Genomic DNA, 20,945 nt, shown 5'->3' with positions numbered 1-20,945 from the left:
CAAGAATTACAAAAACACTTTGGTGAAAACAAAATAGAAGTTTTTAATTGTGGTATTTCTGGAATGGTCTTAAAGAAACATTGTGCAAAATTACCTGATTATTTATATCTCCAACCCGATTTTGTTATTTTATATGAAGGAATTAATGATGTTATTTATGAAGTGTTCCCCCGTGCTTTTGATAATGAACCATTCATGACACGTATTGCTTTACTTCTCTCTTTATTTGCACGAAGACAAATGCGGTCTGTCTTTCCGTATTCTCAGGAGGAAATAGATGAATATATACATCAATCCATTTTCCGATATATTGATTATCTGTCTCATACCTTTTTAGCACGGGATATAGATATGTGTATTTCCAGTGTTGGTGTTCCTTACCGTGAAAAACTAAATAAGGAGGACAAAGATTATTATGATTTTTATTATGACAAAGAATGGGGCTGGGCTAATTCTACATTTAAGGAATACTCTGATGTGATGAAAATATACAATCAACAATTAAAAGATTATTGTGAACGAAACGGAATCCTTTATATTCCAGTTGCAGAAAATATTCCTGCCAGCACAAGATATTTTGGGGATATTTGTCACATGAGGCAGGAAGGGGTAAAACTAAAAGCGAAGATTATGGCAGACACTCTAATTCCATATTTAGAGCAGGTTTTAGGACATTCTGAAAACGTTACTACTTCGTCTGAGTAGCCCGCTGTAGAAGTTCACGGAATTCTTTGCGGTCTGGCTGGGCAAGGATACACCGCTTTATATATTTAATGGCTTTCTCTGGTTGATTCTCAGAAAGGAATATCAGAGCCAGTTGTTGATTTACATCAAGTAAATCTGTCTTAACTTGAGCCAGAGGGACTAAATATGTTTTGGCCTCTTCATATTTATTAATACGAGCATAAAGTAATCCTAACCCTGCTTGTGCTACATAATCTTTAGGTTGAAGTTCTAAGGCACGTTTATAATGTGTCTCAGCAAGTTCATACTCACCAGAACGGACTAACAAATCTGCATAGTTTCTGTGGGTCAGATAATTTTGAGTATCTATTGCCAGTGCCCGTTCATAAAGTGTTTTTGCTTCTATATCGGAATGTAGAATTACCTTGAGGTCGGCAAGTCGTGTAAGTGTAATAGCATCATTCGGAAAATATTTAATTGCTATCTCCAATAACCCGATGCTTTCAAATATCTTATTTAAATCAGCAAGTAATAATCCTAATTTATTAATTACTTTGGGGGTATCTTTTATTGATAATGCTTTTCGATAGTTTTCTTCTGCCTGTTTTAACTCGCCAGTCTTCATATACACATCTGCAAGCCCTTCGTAAACCTCTGGGTCGTCAGGAAGTAAATTTGTGCAAGTTATGAACAATTCTTTTGCTTCTTTATAACGCTCACGGTCAGACTGTAAAAATGCGAATGTTTTTACAATCGTTGCATCGTCAGGATTAACTGTCTTTGCCTGTTCTAAATATTCTTCGGCACGATTATAATTTTTTAATTTACGATGTAATCCCCCTAATTGATGAAGGATTGGCGATTGCTTCGGCATTAATGCGTTGGCTTGCTCTGCAAAACTTAATGCTATTGAAGGCTCGTTCATACTTTCCCAGATAAGGGAAAAGTGATAATATGACCAGTTCGTAGGTATTTGATATATAAAAATGGAGTTTAGCAAAAGATATGCCTCTTCAATATTTCCTTGCTTAAAAAGGAGATATGCAAGGGCATCTTTTACATCTACAAATTCATTGTTAAGTCCGAACGAAGTGCGATAAAAATATTCCGCTTCACCCAAACAATTAAGTCGGTCATAACTTCTACCGAGATTAAATGCATAAATATAATCTGTAAAGAAAGGTTGAGAATTTATAAAATACGATTTTAGGAAGCATTCATGTGCACTATCCCAATTTTCTTTTAATGAATAAATGATACCCAAATGGTATAGTGATTTAAATGGTTCCATCGGTTTGAGTCGTTTAAATAGGTCTTGTGCCTTTTCTAAGTCCATTTCAGATAGGGCAATAGTGGCACGTGAAAATAAAGCCCCAGCGTGATTTGGATGTTTTTCTAATACCGTTTCATAAGCGTTCTTTGCACCCTCTATATCCCCTAAAGTTTCATTTGCAAGTCCTAAATTATAATATGCCTCAACATGTTCTGGATAGTATTCTGTAAACTTAATTAGTTCTGCTTTTGCCTTTGCCCATTCGTGATTTTGCATCCATGATAAAATAATATTGAACCATGCTCCAATTTGATGTGGATTTATTTCAATTGCTCGTCTGAAGTATGTATATGCGGAATCGTTATCTCCACGATTTAAATAGACATTCCCTAATCCCGCCCATGCATCCGCATTGTGGTTATCCTTTTCAAGAACAGTTTTATAATACGTTTCTGCTTCATCCCATTCTCCAAGTAATTCCCATGCATGTCCTAAATTAAACGCTTGCACTGTATCAAAATTGTCTTTTTTCAAACCTTTAATTATTTGTTTACACTCTTCACGCTTTCCCAATCCAGCATAACAAACAGCGAGAATAGTTTCTGCATCCCATTGTTCTGGTTTCATCTCTTTCGCTTTTATAAGGTAATTCAATGCCTCGTTGTAATTCAGCATTTGAACATGACACAAACCAATGCCCTTCAATAATTCATGTTTCGGTTGATATTTTTCTATAATAGCCATAAATTGTTTCAAGGCGTCCGCAGGTTTGCGTTCCGCTAATAGAACCTGACCCAAATTAAATCGTGCATCTACATAGTTTGGGTCAATGGTAAGTGCTTGTTCAAGATATTTCCTCGCATTATGTTGTTCTCCATTTCGGAACATAATCACAGCACTATGAGTTAACGCCCGAACATGTTGTGGATTTATACTTAATGCATGGTTGTAGTGTTCTAAGGCACTGGAAGAATCACTCATGTTTTCAATTGCCCAACCTAATGCAAACCACATATCCGCTTTATTCGGATTCCTTTTTACTGCTTCCTTAAAATACTTCTCTGCGTTTGTCCAATCACCTCTCCTTGCAAAAATCAATCCTAAGTTATAAGGAGCGGATAGATGGTCTGGATATAATTTGAGACATGTATAAAAATGCTCTTCTGCCTTTGTTAGTTCATTGAGTTCATAACAAAGAACGCCCGCATGATAATGAGCATCCGCATCGGGATGTTTTTTTAACCATGATTCGAAAAAGGTTATTCCTTCCTCTATTTTTCCAGTCCTCTGGTAACATTTTCGTCGTTCATCTAACCAGCGAGAACGATTGGGTTGGTAATTGAAAAAGGGGATATGAGCCAACACAAAAAGGGTAATGAAACTAAAAATAATCAAAGCGGACAAATTCCATTTTTTATTCTGAATCACTTCCCAAAATGAAGAAAAAGCAATGCCACCAAAGATGAAAAAATAAGGAATAAGAGATACACGGTAACGACTTCCAGCTATCAAAAGCGAAAAAACACCGATATTTGTTACAACAAAGAACAGCAAAACGAATAAAAATTTCCATGAGGTAATAGTTATTCCTATCGGCTTAGTCCCTTTCGATAGCAAGGAGATGACGAGTAAGGCAAGACCCAAAGCGAATAAACTCATAGGGAGAGGAAAACGGGGTAAATATTTTAAGACCTTGGAAACTTCACGCTCGTAATAAATAACTTTGTTTTCATCCAATTCTTGAGGGGAAAAAGTCCATAAGAAACGTTTCAAGCATTTTTTGAAATTGAGCCATGGGTATGTTTTTATGTTATATATAGCCCCTGAAATGAGATAGTTTTTCCATTCCTTATAAGTTGCTCTTCGACCTAATCCTAATTCCTTTCCTAACCCTAAGGTCATTCCATCTAAATCAAATATTTCCACTGTATCCTCAGGTGTTTTATTAAGCCATCGAAGCATCTCGGGTGTATATGAACCATACTCAGGTGTGTCTGGATGAAAGGCAATGGAAATACTACATTCACTATTATGTGAACCTGAAGTAAATGAACCACAGAGATAATAGTTGTATAGGGATAATGGAACCACAGGTAATAGTGCAGAAACCAAGAATAACAACCCTGTATATAAAGCACCTTTGGGACGACCTGAATTATAAAAAAGGAACATAACGAATATGGTTAATGGGAAAATGAGGATAAACGTTTCTCCACGGAACCATGCCCCTATACCGAATACAAAGCCTGCCAAGAAAAGTAGTCCCAATTTGTTTTTTTGATGTGCATGGAAAAGTAAATTGAAACATAATAAATGTATTGTTATGTAGATTGTAACCTGATTAAGTTCCATATCATAGTGGACAAACGCCCAATAAGTAGCTACTCCTAATGCAGAAAAAAGTCCAGCTTTATAACCAGACAGGTTTTTACCTAATAAATACACAAGGAATATATTAAGAAGTCCAATACAAATTTGAACCCATCGGACGGCGAGATAACTACCTCCCGTTAGCCAATAAATTAAAGCAAGGAACAAAGGATACCCTGGTGGATTGGGAAGGGGGTGCCCTTCCATGAATGGGTTACCTTCGTTTCGTGGAGGTGTGTAATCCCCTGATAAGATAGCCCTTGCCCAGTAATCCTTAAACTCCGCATCATGAAGAGGTGCACAAAAATCGGGATTTTGAATTACTTCGGTGAGATAATAAAACCTTATAACCAAACCTATGCAAAGAATCAAAGATATCCAGATAACCTGCTTCGTGATATTAACATTCCTCTTATATTATTTTTATCATCCTATTAACGTTAACCAGTAGGATTATATTATAAACATATTCAAAGACCTTTCACTAAATACATTTAACCCCATAAATATTGGAAGGTTCTTTTTTATGTATGAACTTAAAAGTGATTTAGTGTGTCTGAATAACGAAAAAACTTCAAAAATACTAATGTGTAGTAAAAAGATACTTTTTAAGTTAATTTCCCGTTTAAATATTGAAAAACGGAATTTATTCTGTCATAATATGATTATAAAATAATTTAACCCCAGAGCGGAGGGCACCGCTATGAATAACAGAGATGGGGTAATGGAAAGCGGGAAGTTTGTCCTGTACGGATGGGATAACCTTTCTACTAATGATGGACCGGGTGTTCGGCTTGCACTTTACTTTAAGGGATGTAGTTTACGATGTCCATGGTGTTTAAATCCCTTCTTACAAGACATAAAACCTGAAATACGTTGGAAAAAGAATAAATGTGTTCAAGACTATTTATGTGTTAACTCGTGTAAACAGTCCGCTATCTATAAAGTAAATGGGAATATTACTATTGATTATGAGAAGTGCAATTTTTGTGGAGTATGCTGGGATTCATGTAAAGAAGAGGCATTGAAACATGCTGGGGATTATATTTCATTAGAACAAATATTATCACTGGTAGAGTATGAAATTAATTTACAAATCCCTCCGCGAAATATTACGATAGGAGGGGGTGAGCCTTTGCTTCATGGGTGTGTGTTAATTCAATTAATAGACGCATTAAAAAAATATGATGTAAATGTTATTCTCACCAGTTGTTCCGCAGTCACCTCTCGAGATTTATGGAAATCAGTCCTTGAAAAAGTCGATGGTATTCTGCTTCAGATGGTTACTATAGATGAGGAGGTATGGAATACTATTTCGGATGTGCCATTTGACACCTATTTGCGAAATTTGCATGACCTTGCTCTTTCTGAAAAACCCATTTATATACGAATTCCTATTGTGCACGGTTTTTCTGATAATCCCGAACTTATTGGAAAGTTATGTTCCTTTATTAAGCATGCATTGCCGAATACACAGCAAGTTGAGTTTCGTGGTTATTCATCGACGTCCTCTTACAATACCCCGTTGTTTAGTTTGAAGAGTCATTCAGTAAGTTCTGAAGAGGTAATGAAACTTTGTGTAGTTGCAAAGGAAATGGGATTATCTGAAAGTCATTGGCGGGGTGCATTAAGAACACTTGATAATCCTCAAATCCATCATTTAGTATCCAGGGTGTTAAAAGATTATTAATATGTATATGTCCCCTTAAAAAGAATGTGGGCCCTGCAGGATTCGAACCTGCGACCAAGTGATTATGAGTCACCTGCTCTGACCTACTGAGCTAAGGGCCCAAAAACATATAATATTTTAACAATATTTGTTATTTTTTGCAACTTTCTATGAAGGGCAGAAGTTCTCGTGCACGCCAAGTATGCCTCAGTTTTCGCAATGCTTTGGCTTCTATTTGACGGACACGTTCTCGTGTTACATTGAAAACACTTCCAACCTCTTCCAGAGTTCGCTGAAATCCATCGCCCAATCCCCAACGCAATCGTATCACTTTCTCTTCTCGTTCGGTTAGGGTTTTCAATACCTCATTAATTTTATCGATAAATAATTGGAATTGCGTGTTTTCAGATGGATTTTCAACATTTTCATCCTCAATGAAATCTCCAAAGGTTGTATCACCATCATCACCAATTGGCATCTCGAGGCTCATAGGGTCTTGCGATATTTTTCGAATAGAATGGACACGGTCAACAGATAATTCCATCTCACCTGCAATTTCATCCACATTAGGTTCTCTACCGTATCGTTGTATCAACGCACGATTCGCCCTTGCTAATTTATTAATGGATTCAATCATGTGAACAGGTATTCGGATGGTTCGTGCTTGGTCAGCAATTGCACGTGTTATGGCTTGTCGAATCCACCATGTCGCATAGGTACTAAACTTATATCCACGCCAGTATTCAAATTTGTCTACCGCCTTGATAAGACCGATATTCCCTTCCTGAATCAAGTCTTCAAACGACATACCACGGTTAGTATATTTCTTAGCGATACTTACAACCAATCGCAGGTTTGCTTCCACCAACTTTTGTTTTGTCTCACTTATCTTTTCTTCTTTCTCTTTGACAGTTTTTATAAGCTCGGAAATTTGTCCTAAGTTCATTTGAGCATCACGTTGTATCTGATTAATCTTCATCCTTGCCATTTCAAGTCGTTGGGCACACTCGTAAAGATATACTGCATCTGGGTCTTTTTTACTCTTTCGACCTTTACCTGTGTGAGCCATCTTTATAATCTCGTCAGCAGTGAGCCCAAATTCATGTTCAATCTGAACGATCTCTTCTTTTGCACTTATAATTCTTCTTTCCAGTGACTTAATTTTGCGTCCAATCTTAACTATCTCGCGGGCACATAACGGAAAATCTCTTAATATCTGATACTGTTTTTCTCGTATTCCCTGAATCTGATTTTTGATGGACTCAATCAGTTGTAATTTGCTTCTTTGTTTTGCCCCTCGTTTCGTTAGTTTCTCTAATTTTTTCTCTAATGCATGTATTTGCTGACGATAAACAGACAACTGGTCTGCACTCTGAAGTAGTTGTTTCTTCAACTTTTCTATTTTAGAGGGTTCATTACAGTCAATAATTCGTGCTGGGTCTAATCTACCAGAACGGATACGTGTAGCGATTAAGAAAAACTCATGAACAGTATATGGAGCACTTAACAACACCCGAACCAGTTCTTTTTCAGCTTCTTCAATCTCACGGGCAATACTGACTTCTTTTTCCTTCGTCAACAGAGGGACCTTACCCATAGCCCGTAGATATACACGGATTCCCTCATCTGGACGTGTAGGTGCTTTTGTGGTTTCTGTCTTTTGGGCATCTAATGTTGTTATTGCCCCTTTGCCTAAAGGTGCTTTTTCATAACCTAATGCACGTAACGTATCGCTCGGACTTTCATGCGCTTCGTAAAGAATTTCTAATAGTGGTTCGTCCTCATAGTTTTGGATTTCAGTAAGTTTTTTTTGTCGTTTTCGCAAAGTTGTCTTTTTTGCCATAGGTATTACCTCGTTAGCATAACTTATGTTAATGTATTTCTTCTATTTATTAATTCATTTTGTGCCTTAATTAGTTCTATTAATAATTCGCTTTGCTGACTTTTTTCAGCCAAACGAATTTTTTCTTGAATCTCTTCTATTTGCTTGTTCAGATAATCAATACGAAACCGTTTTAGTCGCTCTTCAACTAAAATGTCCAGATTTTTGCTCTTAGGCTCAATTAAATATGCCTCTTGAAGAATTTTACCTGCATTTTTGTCTTCTATAAATCGTGGGTCAGGATTTTCATTCTCTAATATGTATTTAATTGCAAACCCGAAGGAATTCTCTGGGAAAGGAATTTCATAAAAACAATCTTTTACCTTTTCTCTCAACCCATCATTATGAAGTATGGCATAGATAAAGTCCAGATCATCCATTGGCACAAGGAACTTATTCGGTACCGAAATCCTCTCCTGTGTAGAAAAATTGTTGTTTAAATATTGCTCGTAATCGCTTTGAATTGACCAAAAATTTATATGCAATGCTGAGGCAATCTCTTTTAGATATTCCTCTTTTAATGTATTTTCCTTCATGGTAGAGATTAATCGGAAAAGTTCAGATAAAACAGTTACCTTCCCAGTAGGCGTGGAGAGAAGAGCCTTTTTTTGCTGTAAATAAAATGTGAAGAATGTCGGTGCATTATGTATAAGTTCGTTCCATTCTGATACAGAATGCTCTTGCAAAAAATCATCAGGGTCTTTCCCGTCTGGGAGCGTTACCGCATGCACATTCAAACCCGCTTGGAGTAGAATAGAAGTAGCCCGTAATGCCGCAGATAGACCCGCTTCATCGCCATCGTAAACAATCACAACACGAGGTGCAAACCGTTTGATAAGATTTGCTTGTTCCAATGTTAATGCTGTCCCACAGGTAGCAACAACATTTTTAATGCCATTTTGGAAACATCGTAATAAATCAATATATCCTTCCACAAAAATAGCAAATTGCTGTGAACGAATAGATTCTTTTCCTTCCCATAAACCATATAAAACTTTGCTTTTACGATAGATTTCGGTTTCAGCAATATTTATGTATTTGGGACCATCCCCAGAAATTTCACGACCACCGAAGGCAATGATTTTGCCCTCAATACTTCGAATTGGGAATAAAATCCGATTTCTAAAAAAGTCATAATAACGACCTTCTTGCTCGAAAGAACGGATAAGTCCTGTTTTCTGGAGAAGCTTATCCGAAAAACCTTTGGATTTCAAATACCGATAAAGAGTATATCCATCAGCAGGGGCAAATCCAATCTTAAACTCCTCTTGAATCTGTGGTGATAGTTTCCTTCGTTCCAGATAATCCAATGCCAATTTCCCAGTCAACGTTTTAGTTAACTGGCTTCTATAAAAATCCGCAGACAACTCCAATATTTGAAATAACGTTTTCCGTTCCTCTTTTATTGCGTTATATGCCTTACCATCCATCCCCGAGTTTAATCGAGGCAACATCACCCCTGCTCTATCCGCTAAAATTTCAAGGGCTTCCATAAAACTGATATTCTGCATTTCCATCAAAAAAGATATAGCATCACCACCTTTACCACAGCCAAAACAGTGATAAATCTGGCGAGAATGAGAGACCATAAAAGACGGCGTCTTTTCAGTATGAAAAGGACAGAGGGCTTTATAACGGTCTGGACCCGAAGGTTTCAAATCACAATATGTTGACACTATTTGAACTATATCAGTTGAGTTTAAAACATGTTCTATTATATGACGTGGATACAAGGGCAGAACCAACCTTCTTTCTTGAGGTCTGTCTTTTCCCTATCCAGAGACAGACTTACCCCAATTTTGTCAAGTAGCATTAAAATTATACCATAAATAACCAAAAAAAGCAAATTTAAAATTATCCCTCATAATTACAGTTACCTTTAAAAAGTAGAGGCAGACCCATGCCTCCACACTACGGATAATTCTTCATAGGTGGGAGTGGCTGTGTTACGGTTTTAATTACAAGTGGACGCATGGGCTACTTTTTTATGACATGAATATGCAGTATCTATTGGGGATATAAATACCTTTCTATTCAGCGAAATTTTTGTATTTCGATATGTTTGCATTAAACGTATTCGTATTTTATTTAACGAAAATATCATCTATGGTAACATAGCGTAGGCTACCGAATTGTTTGAGTGAATCGGGGGTAATCCTGTTTAGTGGAAGCATAACGCTGATGAGGCGTTGGCTGGATTTGATTTTCTTTTCGTAGAATTGTAGGAGGTCTTTTAGGGTTAATTGTTTCACATCTTCATACCACTGTTTTCTTGGGTCATATTCAATCCCGTGGAGATACCAACCATAAATTCGTCCTAATACACTTCGAAATGGCACTTTATCTGTTTGGTAATCGTTGAGCACGGATTCCTTAGCGAAATGGAAACGTTCCTCAGATACAGGTAAATTGTCAAATAACTGCAAAAAGCATTCTAACGCATCTTTTAGTTTATCTGGTTGTGTCTGGATAACACCGACCATCAGGTCTTCATCTCCTTTTCTATATCCATCTATATACTGTGCACCTGCTACGTAGGCTAATGCCCGTGCTTCTCGTAGTTCCTGGAAAACGATTCCTGCCATACTGCCCCCGAAGTAAGCATTAAAAACCTCGATTACAGGTTGTTCTTCCATAGTGGACTCGACCAAACCAAATTCGATTCGCACATTTGCCTGTGTTGTTTCTTTATCTAAGACGTAGAGCTGTGTTATTTCTGGTTTTCGTGATTTCAAGTAGATGTAAGGTGGTGTTTGTTTGAATTCTAAGAGTTTCTTTTGGTGTTTGTCCTTTTGTTGTTTTAATTCATTTTTAAGGTGCTTTTTATAAAGTTTCATTAAATCTTTGTGATTTAATGTTCCTGCATAGAATATATGGTGCTTATAGGTTAACAGGCTTTTTGTTATTTCCTGTAATTCTTCGACAGCTACTTTTTTCAGTTCCTCTTCTGGGAGCAAATTTAGATAGGCGGATTGTGTATCCAAGCGGTTAAATTGGACTAAAGCACGCATAACCTCCTCAGGGTCTTTCTTGGCATCTGCACGTTGAGCAAGGATAATTGCTTTTAATTCTTCCAGTACATTCTTTTCCACCTGTGGATAGAACATCACCTCCATCAATAAATGGATTGTTTCCTTGAAGCGGTCGTCAAACCCCGTCAACGTAATAATAGTCTCGTTATTGGTTGAACGGACATTAAATTCTGCTCCTAACTTATACCATTCTTTTTTAAGGTCTTCTGCGGAAAGGTAACGCGTTCCAGATTTTTCTAATAACCGCAAAGCAACTGGAATTTTAGGATTATGATAATTTCCTATATTAACCCGTATTTCAAAACTAAATATTTTATTCAATGGATTTTTACAAAACCAGAAGTCCAATCCTTCTTTGGTTGGTTGATGAATATAATCTTTTCCTTTTTCTAAAAATACGGGCTCACTTTCAGCCATAGGGATGGACAAAATCTGTTGAGCGAAGGCTGAAAGTTTTGTGCTATCGATGGTTAGCGGTGTTAGTTTCGGCTTTGGAACATAGTTAATCTCTCGCTTCCCATCTTTACGATAGCCTGCAACATATCCCTGCGAGAAGTATCTCTTCGCAGTGCTTACAATTTCATCTTTGGTAATCTTCTCAAACCGTTCAATACGTTTCAAATGTTCCTGCCAATCTTCATGTGCAATAAAGGCATCTGTAAGTTCACCGACTCGCCCTTCATTTGTTTCCATTGACCGTTCTTTCATCTTACGGAAATCAGTAATTATCGCTGGTAAAAGCCAATCTTCAAATTTTCCTTCATATAGCATTTTTACTTGTTCTAACAATAATTGCTCCACCTCTTCCAAACTTTGTCCTTCCTTCGGCACGCCAAATATATACTCAACACCTAAGTCATTTAGTTGCATGACAAATGCACCAGCACGTCGGACTTTCTGCCTCTGGATTAAATTGAGATTAATCAAACCTGCCACTGCATTATCTAAAATCATATCCATAAGAATCAGTTTATCGGAATCAGGATGCAGTTTTGGGACGGTTCGAAAGGCAAGCATAACTGCAGGTTCCCCTTCGAATTGTATCTCTACTGGAACCCTTTCCTTCAAAGGCTCATAACAATATGTAGAGATAGGCGAACAGATTTTGTCCTCAGTAACGTTTATTTTTTCAATTGTAACGCTGTTTTCATTCGTATCTACTTCCTTTGCGGTATCTTTCCTCACTTCTGAAAAATACTTTGCAATAATTTCTATTGCTTCTGGGATTTGTATATCGCCTGAGATTCCTATAGAGATATTTTTTGGCACATACCAATGCTCAAAGAAATTTTTTATATTCCTTATTGATGGATTTTTTAGATGTTCGGGTTCGCCTAAGGTTGTTTGCGTTCCATAGGGATGGTCAGGGAACAAAGCTTTATTGACTGCTTCCATCAACACACGTTCGCGATTATCCATAGCACGATTTTTTTCTTCATACACGGTTTCCAATTCTGTTGCAAATAGTCGGAAAATCGGTTTGGAAAAACGGTCAGATTCTAACATTGCCCAATGTTCTAAACATCCAGAAGGTAACTCTACCTTATAGACCGTTTCATCAATCCAAGTATGTGCGTTAATTTTGTCGCCTCCCAATGATTTATACACCCGATCCAATTCATTTGGAACAGCATACTTACTTGCTTCTTGAGAAAGTTGGTCAATTTCGTTATAAATTTCTTCCCGCTTTTCCGTATCTGTGGTTTGCCGATATACCTCATACAACTCTTCTATTTTATCTAATAGTTCCTTTTCCTTATCGAAATCAATTGTTCCTAATCGTTCTGACCCCTTAAACATCAAATGCTCAAAGTAATGGGCTAATCCAGTAGTTTCTGGTGGGTCATTCTGACTACCTGCTCGCACGGCTATCTCTGCATAAAAACGGGGAACTTCATGATTCTCAGTCAAATATACTGTTATCCCGTTTTCCAAACGGTAGATGTAGACCTGCATGGAATCTTCAGGTTTCGGTTGGTAAATAAGTTCATAAGCATAACTAAAATTAGATGAACAAACAGAGAACACGCTCATAATTACTCCTATTAAAAACTGTCTTCTATTCATGTTAAAAGCCTTTCAATATTAGAAATCTATATGTACACGATGTAGATAAAAGAATGAAATAAGATACCCATTTATCATATAATCAACACCAATAGTCTTTTCAAACACTCTAATTATACACAATTGCCATTTAAAACCTCTGATTAAAAGGAATAAAATTATGTTTTCTCCCGACTCTTTTTTAGGTAGACATCCTATTTTACGATGGACACTTATAATCATTCTTGTGATTATCATTGCATTTTTCTTATGGCTTTATTCTCGCACGCGGGGACCATATCATAACTATACTTTAGACTTTCTAATTCCTGACCCTGCAACAGCACCGAAACCAGGTGTCCTTGAAGTGGGTGTTGCCAAAAGAGATATTACCCCTATTCTTGACCTTTACGATTCCTGGGAAGATGTAAACAATAATGGTAAATTTGACCCTGGTATAGATACGTATGTAGATAAAAACAAGAATGGGAAATTTGACGGTATCTGGATAGCAGGTTTTGGAACAAATCGCCCTGCTAAAGGAATTCATGACCCACAATGGGTTCGTGCTATTGCATTTCGTAATAATGGTGTTACGCTGGTTATGGCAAGTTTTGATGCTATTGGTATATACCATAACGATTTCATAACCATACGCAAAAGTATAGACCCCAGTTTAAAGGTTGACCATATCCTTTTTTCATCTACCCACTGCCATGAAGTAGTGGATACCATGAAAATCTGGACTTTCTGGAAACGAATTAAAGGGTTAGATATTCCAGGATTTGGTTACGATGATAGCCACATGAAATTTATCCAAAAAATGGCAAAAGAAGCCATTGAAGAAGCAGTTAAGAATTTACAACCCGCAGATATGTATTGCACACAGGTGCAGGTAGGTCCAGAAGGTTTTATTCGTGATTCACGAAAACCAGAAGTGATAGACCTGAATATGTATTTATTCCGCTTTACAAAACCTAACACAGATGAAACCATCGCAACCTTTGTTTCATGGGGGAACCATCCCGAATCATCGGGTAGTGAAAACAACTACCTTTCATCAGATTTCTGCCATACACTTCGTGAAGGATTAGAAAATGGTGTTCCCGAACCAAATGGTGCACCCGGTTTTGGTGGTATGTGTTTATATTTTCAGGGAATGGTTGGCGGCCTTATGACACAATTAGGTGTTGAAGTCCCTGATCGTTCTGGAACCACTGTATATAAAGAATCTTCATTAGAAAAAGGTGAAGCCTTAGGATATAACACTGCACTTGTTGCTATTAATGCACTGCGCGGACCGAATGTATGGAAAAATGAAAATCCACTACTGGCTGTGTCTGCCAAAACATACCTTGCACCCATGCGGGGACATTTCAAATATGCAATTATGTTAGGGCTTATTCATGAAGGATATTACTGGGGTGGTAAATCAAAAAGCGAGGTGAATGTTGTTCGTATCGGTGATGTTATGATTACTACCGTTCCAGGTGAATTATACCCAGAAATTGTTCAGGGCAATATCGAAGCTCTACCAGGAAATGATTTTAACCTAACTACCCCCGTTGAAACCCCTCCTCTTCGGATGGAAATGGAAAAGGGAGCCAGGATGGCTTTCGTGATTGGTTTGGCTAACGATGAAATCGGTTATATGCTTCCAAAATCGCAATGGGACACAAAACCTCCATTTGTATATGGAAAAAGTCAGTATGGAGAGGTAAATTCCGGAGGTCCAGACGTAGGAACTACTTATCATAAAAATGCTCTGGAACTTATCCAACGGATGAACAAAGCCTATCCCCGAAAAACAAGTCAATAACTCTAACCAAGTAAAACGATTCAAGGAAAGGATGCAACGAAATGAGCAAAGGAATAACCAAACGCTCTGAAGATTATTCCCAGTGGTATATTGACATTGTATTAAAAGCAGAATTAGCGGATTATAGTCCTGTAAAGGGTTGTATGGTTATCCGACCTAATGGTTATGGTATCTGGGAAAATATTCAAAAGAATCTCGACCGTATGTTCAAAGAGACAGGACATGTCAATGCTTATTTTCCTATGCTCATTCCTGAAAGTTTCCTAAAAAAAGAAGCGGAACATGTAGAAGGTTTTGCTCCAGAATGTGCGGTAGTGACGCATGGAGGCGGAAAACCTTTAGAGGAACCATTGGTAATTCGCCCAACCTCAGAAACAATTATCTGGGCTACTTATAAGAATTGGATAAGTTCTTACCGCGATTTACCTCTGCTCATCAATCAATGGGCAAATGTATGTCGCTGGGAAATGCGAACACGGCTCTTCCTCCGTACCACAGAATTTCTCTGGCAGGAAGGTCATACCGCTCATGCTTCTTTCGAGGAAGCAGAAGAAGAAACCTTGCGAATGATTCGAGTATACCAACGGTTTGCAGAAGATTATATGGCTATGCCCGTAATTGTGGGGAAAAAAACAGAATCCGAAAAATTTGCAGGTGCAATTCATACCTATTGCATCGAAGCCCTTATGCAGGATGGGAAAGCCTTGCAAGCAGGGACATCCCATAACTTAGGACAGAATTTTGCAAAAGCCTTCGATGTAAAGTTTCAGGATAAAGACAAAGAATTAAAATATGTATACGCTACCAGTTGGGGCGTATCAACACGGCTTATTGGTGGAATGATAATGACACATTCGGATGACCAGGGGCTGGTTATTCCCCCCAAATTAGCACCTCTGCCCGTAGTAATTGTCCCCATCTGGCGTAGTGAGGAAGAACAGCAAAAAGTGTCTGAGTTTGCACGAAATATCACCAGCGATTGGGACCCACTTTTCTATAAAATTGATGACCGTGACCAGTATAAACCTGGCTATAAATTCAATGAATGGGAACTGAAAGGCGTTCCTTTACGAATCGAAATCGGTCCCCGTGATGTGCAAAATCATCAAGTAGTCCTTGTAAGAAGAGACAATGCAGAAAAGATAACTATGGGTATTGATAATTTAAAAGAACACGTGCAAAATACCCTAACAGAGATACAAAACAACCTCTTCAAGAAAGCCAAAGAAAGAACCGAAGCAAATACATTTACTGTCGATTCTTATGATGAATATAAAGAACGAATTGAACAAGGTGGTTTCTTCCGGGTATTTCTTGACCATACCAATCCCGAAGTAGAACAACGATTAAAAGAAGAGACCAAATCGACCATACGCTGTATTCCATTTGATGCACCCGAAGAAGAAGGTCCCTGTATGATAACTGGTAAACCCTGTAAATATCGCGTCATTGCAGCTCAATCATATTAAATTAAAAACGTTTAAAGGGTAGCAATAATTCTTATTGATAAAAAAATTACGAGGGCAGTATTTTATATAGGCTCCTATCCAAATTCATTTTGCAATTGTCATAATTACATCATTTTAAGTTCATATTTTGTCCCATTCAGGAACTGTTAAAGCAAAAGTGTTGAATAAAACGAAGTAGGTTGTTCAAGTTAGAATTGTGTTAAAATGGAATGGAATGGGTGGTTAAGAATATAATAAACCAATGCAAAAAAAGAATAAATATTTATTATTTATTCACAAATTGCTTTGGAGAGTTATTTGTTATATAAAAACTTAAATTTAAGGAGAACAGAGTATGGCAACAAAAAAGAATAGCAACACAAATGCAGAGTCAAAAAATATGCAAGCGGTTTATCGTTTTTCTTTCGGTCCGTGGAATATTGATGAAGGAGCAGACCCGTTTGGTCCACCAGTACGAAAACCCGAACCACTTGCAAAGAAGATGCGAGTCGCTAAGGAATTAGGCTTTGATGGTATGCAATTTCATGATGATGATGCTGTGCCCGATTTGGACAATAAAACAGGTTCTGAAATAGAAAAGGAAGCAAAAAAAGTTAAAAAGATGCTGGACAACGAAGGTTTAGTTGCGGAGTTCGTGGCACCACGTTTATGGTTTTCACCCAAGACTATTGATGGTGCATATACGAGCAACGACCCTGCATGTCGGAAGTATGCAATTGAAAGGACGAAAAAGGCAATCGATATTATGAATATCTTAGGGACACATAACATGGTGTTATGGTTGGCGAGAGAAGGCACCTATATTCGTGAGAGTAAGAATGTTCGACTTGCAGTTCTACAAATCAGAGACGCTATTAACGAAATGCTCGCTTATGATAAAAATGTTATTATCTTAATTGAGCCAAAACCTAATGAGCCAGTTGATAGTGCAATTATTCCCACTATCGGACATGCTATTGGCTTGGCATACATAACGAACGACCCAGACCGTGTTTGTTGTCTTGTTGAGACTGCACATTCTATCCTTGCTGGATTAGACCCAGCCGATGATATGGCATATGCATTGGCTCATCGAAAATTAAGAAGTGTGCACTTAAACGACCAGGGTGGATTAAAATTCGACCAGGATAAATCCTTTGGCTCATATAACCTCCGCCGTGCTTTTAATCAGGTAAGAGTCCTTGAAGAATATGGATATGGTAGGAATGGTGAATGGATTGGCTTGGATGTCAAAACAATGCGAACTCAAAAACAAGCAGTCAATACAAAACATCTGAAGAACAGTCTGGCAACGTTTAAACTACTGGTCGAAAAAGTCAGAGCCATGGATAAAAAATTAGTAGCACAACTCATAGCAGAGCGAGACTATGAAGAACTTGATAGATACATCCTTTCACTTTTAATGGGTGTTAAATATAGTTGATACTACAAGGCGGTAGCACAGGTCACTTCCCTTGTGTCAAGTAATGTATGGTAATTTATAAATTTCCATTAATACTTAATTTGCTCAGGTATACAAAAGATTAAAGATAAAGATATTGCATTGTAAATAGTTAAGGTGAAGTCTGTCTTCAAGAAAGCTATTTTCTCGAGGAAAGATAGGGTTGTGGATTAACAGGAACATTATTTCGCCGTAACTCAAAATGCAAATGATAACCTGTTGCATTTCCGCTTTTGCCCACTTTACCGATAACCTGTCCCTTCTTTACCGATTGACCTCGTTTAACATTGATTTTCCGTAAATGAGCATAACGAGATTCCCAATTCATATCATGTTTGATGCAGACTAGCAAACCATAATCACCTGATTTACCTGCAAAAATTACCTGACCTTTTTGAGTTGCCAATACAGGTGTATTTTTTTCAGCCTTTATATCTATTCCTTGATGTTTATAATGTCTACCTCTATGCCTCCTTGATTCGCCAAATGGTGAAGTAACCACAAATGACGAACTTGCAAGTGGAAATCCCCATGCTCCCTTAGAAACCTCTTCTCGAATTGGAACCTGTAAAGGTGCAATATGTCTATGCCGTGCACATGAGAAAAGAAACAAACTTAAAACCAGTATGACAAAATAAACATGGATAGACTTTTTCTTCATATGTACCTTCTTAAAAATGATTTTGCTAATTCCAGACCAATTAAGTATAACAAACCATACATTCCCTTTCTAACTCCAAATCACATAAAAACACATAGTACATTCAAAAAACTCATCGGAATTCGAATAGGGGGTTGAATATTTCAGAAGTTCATCTCTTTGGTAGTTCAGTTTTCATATCTATTTGTCTTTTCATGTATAATGAAGTACCATTTCAACGCAAAAGGAGTATGCTATGAATCAACGTCTCTTAATCTCTTTACTTTGTTTGTTATTCATCCCATTCTTGGCTAAATCCCAAAGCGTCGCCAGTGAGAATGAGATTTGCCTGTTTGTGTCACCACAAGGAAATGATGCTTGGTCAGGAAGCATACCTGAAGTAAATGAATCTAAAACGGATGGTCCCTTAGGGAGTATACAAGCAGTACTTGATAAGGTTAAGAGAATTCGAAACTCTGAAAATGGCGACAAGGTGATACACGTTTTTTTAAGAGGTGGTAGTTATCTATTGAATGAACCTATTCAGATTACACCAGAGCACTCTGGAAAAGAAAAAGCACCAACCATTTTCGAATCCTATCAAGGAGAAAAACCTATTATTTCGGGTGGAAAAAAGATTTCAGGATGGAAAAAGGAAGAAAAATGGTGGGTTGCTGATGTCCCAGAATTTAAAAACAGTAAATCTTCGCTGGGTTCTGTTTGGGTCAATCGACAACGGAGGCAACCTGCACGAACACCTAATGCTACAAACCCATTTGGGGATTATCCATCTAAAAAGGACTTCTTCACTGCGAAAAAGTATGAATACATTCCCGAAGGTGAAAACCAACCTGGCACCTTAAAAGTATTTTATGGAGAAAATGATGATATACAACCCTGGAATTCTATCAGCAATAGCTACTGCGTTATTTTCTGCAAATGGGCTGTACCATTGCTCCCTATTCGTTCGATTGATACCAATGAAAGACGCTTGGATTTAAATGTTCCCCCTAATTTTTGGTTTGGTGTCACTTTTTCTGAGAACCAGAAGTTTTATATTGAGCACCTTTTTGAGGGACTTGATACTCAAGGTGAATGGTATTTGAACCGTCAAGAAGGCCGTCTCTACTATATACCTTACCCTGATGAAGATATGAATACTGCGGAAGTTATTGTTCCTGTTCTGGAACAATTGTTGTTATTTGAGGGAAATCCTGGTGACCAGAAATTTGTCAAGGACATGATTTTTAAGGGAATTGAATTTGCCTATACCAATTTTTCTGTTGGAGACCGAGGACATTCCGACCCGCAAGCAGAAGTATCCATTTCAGGAGCCATCCAGGGCGTAGGGGCACGAAATTGTATCTTTGAAAAATGTACAGTTCAGCATGTTAGCAACTATGCCTTCTGGTGGCGTGAGGGTTCACAAGACAATGTTATTCGCCAGTGTCACTTGTATGATATGGGGGCAGGCGGAATAAAAATAGGGGAAACCGCTAATGCGGAAACAGATGAAACCACAGGACCAGAAACCGCCGATAAAAAGCAATTGTATTTATATGAAAAATTAGGGGAAAAAGGATGTGGAAACAATCTCGTCGACAACTGCTTTATCCATGAGGGTGGTCGCTTATTACGGGCAGGAATAGGCGTATGGATAGGTAGAAGTTCTTATAATAAGGTAACTCACAATGAAATATGTGATTTCCGTTATTCAGGAATGTCCATAGGTTGGTGCTGGGGTTATGCTCCCAGTTCCGCACATCATAATAGTATTGAATACAACCACATTCATAATATCGGAAAAGCACAATTAGCAGACATGGGAGGTATTTATACCTTAGGCATTTCACCAGAAACAGTACTGAGGAACAATCATATCCATGATATCATGTGTGACCCGGACCAATACGGCGGTTGGGGACTCTATACAGACGAAGGGAGTTCCTTCATCGTCTTGGAAAACAATGTCGTTCATCACACCCTTACGGGAAATTTCCATCAACACTACGGACGAGAAAACCAAGTCATTAACAACATTTTTGCACTCTCAGCAAGAGAACAAATCATAAGAAGCAGAGAAGAAGAACACATCTCTTTTATCTTTGAGAGAAATATTGTCTACTATGACAACAATCAACTATTAGGAAGCAACTGGACAAACAATAAATGGCAAATGGATAAAAACTGTTATTGGAACACCATCGGTGAAGTTACCTTTAAAGGCAAATCCTTACAGCAATGGCAAGAATTAGGCTTTGATAAGAACAGTATCATAGCCGACCCCCTATTTGTGGATTCCCAAAAAGGGGACTTCCGATTAAAGGCCGACTCACCAGCACTTAAATTAGGCTTCAAACCGATTGATATGTCACAAATCGGACTATATGGTGAAGACGAATGGGTTAACCTCCCTAAAAAATACGATAGAATCCCATGCCCCCTCTCTTCAAAATAAACCTACAAAAATCTAATTATCAGTTATCAAGTATTGTAAGTCATGTTATAAGAATTGTCAACGATTAAGAGATAAAACAAACTATATTCTAACTATAACCTATCCACCATTAAGCAAATATACCCCCGCTACATTATTACATTATGTAGACACCCCTACCTG

General features: G+C 37.7%; 11 protein-coding genes and 1 tRNA gene. 6 read left to right on the top strand and 6 right to left on the bottom strand.

The annotated features are described in order from the left end of the window. A partial coding sequence (locus PLJ10_11300) for a hypothetical protein (GenBank protein HOK10231.1) occupies nucleotides 1-705 on the top strand: 705 nt, incomplete at its 5' end. On the opposite strand, the gene PLJ10_11295 is transcribed toward PLJ10_11300, so the two are convergent. Continuing rightward, nucleotides 689-4,699, bottom strand: coding sequence for a tetratricopeptide repeat protein (locus PLJ10_11295; protein HOK10230.1), 4,011 nt, complete (start codon nucleotides 4,697-4,699; stop codon nucleotides 689-691). The genes PLJ10_11300 and PLJ10_11295 overlap by 17 nt on opposite strands. A gap of 331 nt (nucleotides 4,700-5,030) precedes the next feature. On the opposite strand from PLJ10_11295, the gene PLJ10_11290 reads away from it, so the two are divergent. Then, nucleotides 5,031-6,017, top strand: a complete 987-nt coding sequence (locus tag PLJ10_11290; GenBank protein HOK10229.1) for a radical SAM protein — start codon at nucleotides 5,031-5,033, stop codon at nucleotides 6,015-6,017. A 27-nt stretch (nucleotides 6,018-6,044) separates the two neighbouring features. On the opposite strand, the gene PLJ10_11285 is transcribed toward PLJ10_11290, so the two are convergent. The 4 genes from PLJ10_11285 to PLJ10_11270 all read right to left on the bottom strand — a co-directional run bounded on the left by PLJ10_11285 (nucleotide 6,045) and on the right by PLJ10_11270 (nucleotide 12,944). After that, nucleotides 6,045-6,118 (bottom strand) — tRNA-Ile (locus PLJ10_11285). A 29-nt stretch (nucleotides 6,119-6,147) separates the two neighbouring features. Next, a complete protein-coding gene (rpoD, locus tag PLJ10_11280) occupies nucleotides 6,148-7,839 on the bottom strand; it encodes an RNA polymerase sigma factor RpoD (protein HOK10228.1) in 1,692 nt (563 codons plus the stop codon). 23 nt (nucleotides 7,840-7,862) lie between these two features. Then, on the bottom strand, nucleotides 7,863-9,611 hold the full coding sequence (dnaG, locus tag PLJ10_11275) for a DNA primase (protein HOK10227.1): 1,749 nt from the start codon (nucleotides 9,609-9,611) through the stop codon (nucleotides 7,863-7,865). Nucleotides 9,612-9,962: 351 nt separating this feature from the next. Then, on the bottom strand, nucleotides 9,963-12,944 hold the full coding sequence (locus tag PLJ10_11270) for an insulinase family protein (GenBank protein ID HOK10226.1): 2,982 nt from the start codon (nucleotides 12,942-12,944) through the stop codon (nucleotides 9,963-9,965). A 193-nt stretch (nucleotides 12,945-13,137) separates the two neighbouring features. Between PLJ10_11270 and PLJ10_11265 the strand changes: the two genes are divergently transcribed. From PLJ10_11265 to PLJ10_11255, 3 genes are all read left to right on the top strand, one after another. After that, complete coding sequence (locus tag PLJ10_11265) at nucleotides 13,138-14,775, top strand: hypothetical protein (protein ID HOK10225.1); 1,638 nt, start codon at nucleotides 13,138-13,140, stop codon at nucleotides 14,773-14,775. A gap of 41 nt (nucleotides 14,776-14,816) precedes the next feature. After that, complete coding sequence (gene proS / locus PLJ10_11260) at nucleotides 14,817-16,244, top strand: proline--tRNA ligase (protein ID HOK10224.1); 1,428 nt, start codon at nucleotides 14,817-14,819, stop codon at nucleotides 16,242-16,244. A gap of 334 nt (nucleotides 16,245-16,578) precedes the next feature. Further along, nucleotides 16,579-17,667 carry a TIM barrel protein gene (locus PLJ10_11255; GenBank protein HOK10223.1) on the top strand — a complete coding sequence of 363 codons (1,089 nt, stop codon included), beginning with the start codon at nucleotides 16,579-16,581 and terminating at the stop codon, nucleotides 17,665-17,667. 157 nt (nucleotides 17,668-17,824) lie between these two features. Here the strand turns inward: PLJ10_11255 and PLJ10_11250 are convergent, their stop codons facing one another. Beyond that, a complete protein-coding gene (locus PLJ10_11250) occupies nucleotides 17,825-18,346 on the bottom strand; it encodes a M23 family metallopeptidase (GenBank protein ID HOK10222.1) in 522 nt (173 codons plus the stop codon). A 235-nt stretch (nucleotides 18,347-18,581) separates the two neighbouring features. On the opposite strand from PLJ10_11250, the gene PLJ10_11245 reads away from it, so the two are divergent. Next, nucleotides 18,582-20,783, top strand: a complete 2,202-nt coding sequence (locus PLJ10_11245; GenBank protein HOK10221.1) for a right-handed parallel beta-helix repeat-containing protein — start codon at nucleotides 18,582-18,584, stop codon at nucleotides 20,781-20,783. Nucleotides 20,784-20,945: the final 162 nt, after the last annotated feature.

It is taken from the genome of Candidatus Hydrogenedens sp., assembly GCA_035361075.1.
GTDB lineage: Bacteria > Hydrogenedentota > Hydrogenedentia > Hydrogenedentales > Hydrogenedentaceae > Hydrogenedens.
This window is presented reverse-complemented; position numbering and strand designations above follow the sequence as displayed.

What these genes read in the sequence shown, in the direction of transcription:
- PLJ10_11290 (HOK10229.1), top strand. Translation starts at nt 5,031, where the DNA reads ATGAATAACAGAGATGGGGTAATGGAAAGCGGGAAGTTTGTCCTGTAC.
- rpoD (HOK10228.1), bottom strand. Translation starts at nt 7,839, where the DNA reads ATGGCAAAAAAGACAACTTTGCGAAAACGACAAAAAAAACTTACTGAA.
- PLJ10_11270 (HOK10226.1), bottom strand. Translation starts at nt 12,944, where the DNA reads ATGAGCGTGTTCTCTGTTTGTTCATCTAATTTTAGTTATGCTTATGAA.
- PLJ10_11265 (HOK10225.1), top strand. Translation starts at nt 13,138, where the DNA reads ATGTTTTCTCCCGACTCTTTTTTAGGTAGACATCCTATTTTACGATGG.
- proS (HOK10224.1), top strand. Translation starts at nt 14,817, where the DNA reads ATGAGCAAAGGAATAACCAAACGCTCTGAAGATTATTCCCAGTGGTAT.
- PLJ10_11255 (HOK10223.1), top strand. Translation starts at nt 16,579, where the DNA reads ATGGCAACAAAAAAGAATAGCAACACAAATGCAGAGTCAAAAAATATG.
- PLJ10_11250 (HOK10222.1), bottom strand. Translation starts at nt 18,346, where the DNA reads ATGAAGAAAAAGTCTATCCATGTTTATTTTGTCATACTGGTTTTAAGT.
- PLJ10_11245 (HOK10221.1), top strand. Translation starts at nt 18,582, where the DNA reads ATGAATCAACGTCTCTTAATCTCTTTACTTTGTTTGTTATTCATCCCA.